We start from the raw sequence: 3,535 nt of genomic DNA on the forward strand, positions 1-3,535 counted from the left end.
CTTACAACCAGTTTACCTAAGCCCACATCGGATAGACAGGTGTGGGCTATTTGACGCTTACGAATCCATGCACATACTTTCGATAAAATAGCCCAAAAATCCTTGTGTTTCAAGGAAATTCTAACCGTTCAGCAGACCCTACGCAATTGATAAAAACGCAAAGCGCCCGTATCACGGGCGTTTTCAGTTTGGCCATGCCGCGAATCGTGTGCACTTCCAAGCCAAAGGACACGTCCAATCGGCTGTTCACCCGCTCCATCGCCGTTCGCTTGGCATATTCTCTCTCCCACTTGTAGCTGGCAGGGAACCTACGGAGGGGGCAGGGGGAAGGCACCTCCCGTCGTTGCACCCGAGCCCCGCAATCAGCACCCAGCCACCTTTACACCCAGCCGCCGCAACTGGAAGTGGAAAGGTAAGCGGAGTTACATCGAAAAGAGGTTCGTATAAGACGAACCAAGTCGGTTGAGAAAAGCTTGTAATAATAAGGATTTTATGATGTGGCAGGACATGTGAAAGGACATATAAAAGGACGTGTGAAAGGACATATAAAAGGACATGTGAAAGGACATATGAGCGGTGTCAATTGAGTGGGTATAGAAAACCTATACCCACTATTCAGATAGGAAAAATTTTGTTTCTTCTCCTGACGTAAAAAAGTACATCTGGGGGGTTTGCTTATCTTTGTAGAACAACTCGACAAACGCATTCCAGTTGGCTTTGAGGTAATCGCGTCTGTTTTGGGTGAGTGCCACCCAGACAACAGGGCTGGTTTCTCCGATTGGCATCAAGGTCTGGACGTAGTTATGAAACTTACGCTCCAACTGTCGCGGATTTTCCGTGTTGTTGTCGTACTCGACCCAAAACCGGCGGCTGTCGTCTAAAATAAGTCGTGCGTCGGGCCGAATTAACTGACGTCGATCTATCTGGCTATTGCGTTCCCTTTCCCAGTAGCGCAAGAGAACATCGGTTGCTTCTGTCGAAGAGAGCCAAGCGATTCGGTTTCTGTCATATCCCTTTTCTAACAGACGCACCAGAATGTCATTGATCCCAAGAAAGTGGGCAACTTGTGCCTGTGGTGCTTCCTTAACACGGTGGATTTGTAGAGCCATCTCCTGGGCATACTCCATGCCCAACCGTCCCAGAGAATAGGCAACATCTCGGACTTGTCCAGGAATCGAATACGTTTTGAGCCAAAGCTCCCTCTCTTCTATGGTGTTACCTCTTTTGCGAATTTGCCTCAATCTGTCCTTCAGTGTGCGGGGGTGCCACCCCGTAATCGCCAGTAACTGCCTTTTCGTCGCCATCCCCAGATCATAGAGGATGGCAATCAATTGCTCATCCCGGTGAAATGACGGGTGATCCAACCAACGAAAAATCAAATGTAGCAACTCCTTTCCTGTTATCAATACTCTCTGAAACCTTCCCAGTTTTCAGTTTTCGTCGTTGATCCCTGACGACCAGAATCACTGGCCTCCTGCAACAAGGTCCCCCCGCCTTGCAAATACTCCTCAATTTCCCGATCCACTTCCTGTACCGGCTTCCAGTCCCTACGTTGGAGTTCCTCCGCCTTCGCCAACGTATATCGGAGAAACATTTCTTCATCCTCCGTATTTCGGTAACGGGCTACCCGTCCATCTGGCAAGTAGACGTATGGAGGATCACACTTGGTCATGAAAAAGTCCACCTCGTTGCGCTCGTTACGGGTCGTGATTGCCGCGGTCCGCTCGGGCAACTTTTGGAGTTGATCGGGCGTGAAGTACCCCTTCAGGAGTTTGGACATCGTGCCGGCCGAATCAGAACCCTGCACACAGGCTGCAATGGTCACCACGATGTTGGCCAAATCCCTCTGCAGCCATGACTCAAATTGCTCCGGATATTGGGTAATCAATCCCAGACACAAGCCGAACTTCCGGTCTTCCGCCAGGATTTTACCCATGATCGGCATTTGAACCAGGTGGGCCTCATCGGCCACGAGAAAATGAAGGCGCCGCTGCCCAAGGGGCCGGCTCTTCGCCACATAGTGGTACTGATTGATCAGGTGGGCGCCGGCAAGAGATTTCACTGTGTCATCGACATTCAGGAAGTCAATCAGGAAGATATGCCCTTCGTCCATCCATTTCTGAATCGGGATCGACCACTTGGCCTGTCCGACCATCCGGCGAAGGTCGAGGTTGCGTTGAAAGGGACTCAATCGGTTTATCAACGCGTCAACCGATGTGTCCCGGCCGCCGGCAAAACTCTCGAACTCGGTCCGCCAGAACTGCTGCAGGTAGTAGTCCCGAATCTTCGGGATAACCCGGTTTCGGAAGTCCTCGTCGGCAATCATCGGCAGAACGCCCAGCAAGGTATGATTGCCCCCGGCTTCGATCAGGCTGGCAACCGCATTGTAGGCAAGCCGGTCCATGCGCGGAGTATTGGCTCCTGGGGCTACCTTCTGCAAAAGACGAAGAACCGTCTCGGCGTCATTATTGTGAAGGAGATTCAAACCAATAGGGTACTGCGATCCCCGAAGGGACGCATAATGAACTTTCTCCCAAGGAACACTCCGGCCTTGTCGTTCCGCTTCAAGCAACCGGTTGAGTACGGTCAGGGCCGTTTCTTGCGCTGGGTCAAACAATGTAAAACCGGCTGCATGATCGGGATCGTCCAACCAGTTGTCGATCATGGACTGAAAAATCGTGATAATGAGCGACGATTTTCCTCCACCGGTCACCCCTGTGATAACAAAATGCTTGGAAAACGTGTCCTGGGGAATTCTCGCTTCCCGTTCACCATGCATGGGATGACGCAGGGTACCCATGCTGATGCCTTTGGAGAATTCGTCCTTTCCAAATGTTCGCTGCCCCCGCTCCAAGTGCGGAATCCGCTCCATCACCCGATGCTGCCCATCCGGTAGGTGAAAGATGTTCGCGAGTTCCGGTGCCGTCCAGATCATCGTTTGATAGGGATATGGAACCGGTGCCACCTTCACGATCGGGGATCTGCGGGTGCGCTGAAGCCGGATTCCATTCTGGTAGTGCATCATCGACTCGATCCGGGTCGCCAGGCTCTGTACCACACTTGCCGCGTGCGGATGCTCCGACCAAACCGACAGCATCACATCAAACGCCCGTTCCCGACCGGTAAAGCGGTCCATCAGGCTGCGATACCGCGCCGCCTCGTCAGGGTCAAGCTCGCTCAGGCTCGGCGGTTTGGGTGCAGGCGGCTTTCTTTGCTTGCTTCCCGCCCGCCTCGGATCAAATTCACGTAGGGCTTCCAGACCAATTTCCGCCACAGCAGACCAGCCACCTGCCGGCGTCCGGGGATCCGGACGAATGGCTCGACTCGCACGCTTCACCAGCCGTTTTAACTCGGCAGGAGAGGCCGGAGAAAAGACCAGGTCGATCCACGTCCCCGGTTCCAGGAAGAGTAGAACGTCGCCCCATTCGTCTCGGCGAGCGTCGAAGGCTCGTAAGGGAAGCCCTTCCCGCTCTCCCTTTTCTCGCAACAAAAAATATCCTCCGTATCCGCCTTTGGGATTGGGCAGGGGGACTTC

The 3,535-nt window shown here is 53.2% G+C and carries 2 protein-coding genes; both read right to left on the reverse strand.

Annotation, left to right across the window (positions count from 1 at the left end; genetic code table 11):
• Positions 1-611: 611 nt before the first annotated feature.
• On the reverse strand, positions 612-1,379 hold the full coding sequence (locus tag C230_RS0100695) for a replication-relaxation family protein (RefSeq protein WP_018130166.1): 768 nt from the start codon (positions 1,377-1,379) through the stop codon (positions 612-614).
• Between the two features lie 23 nt (positions 1,380-1,402).
• On the reverse strand, positions 1,403-3,535 hold a 2,133-nt coding region (locus C230_RS18935; protein WP_211207976.1), incomplete at its 5' end, for an ATP-binding protein.

The organism is Effusibacillus pohliae DSM 22757, assembly GCF_000376225.1.
Lineage (GTDB): Bacteria > Bacillota > Bacilli > Tumebacillales > Effusibacillaceae > Effusibacillus > Effusibacillus pohliae.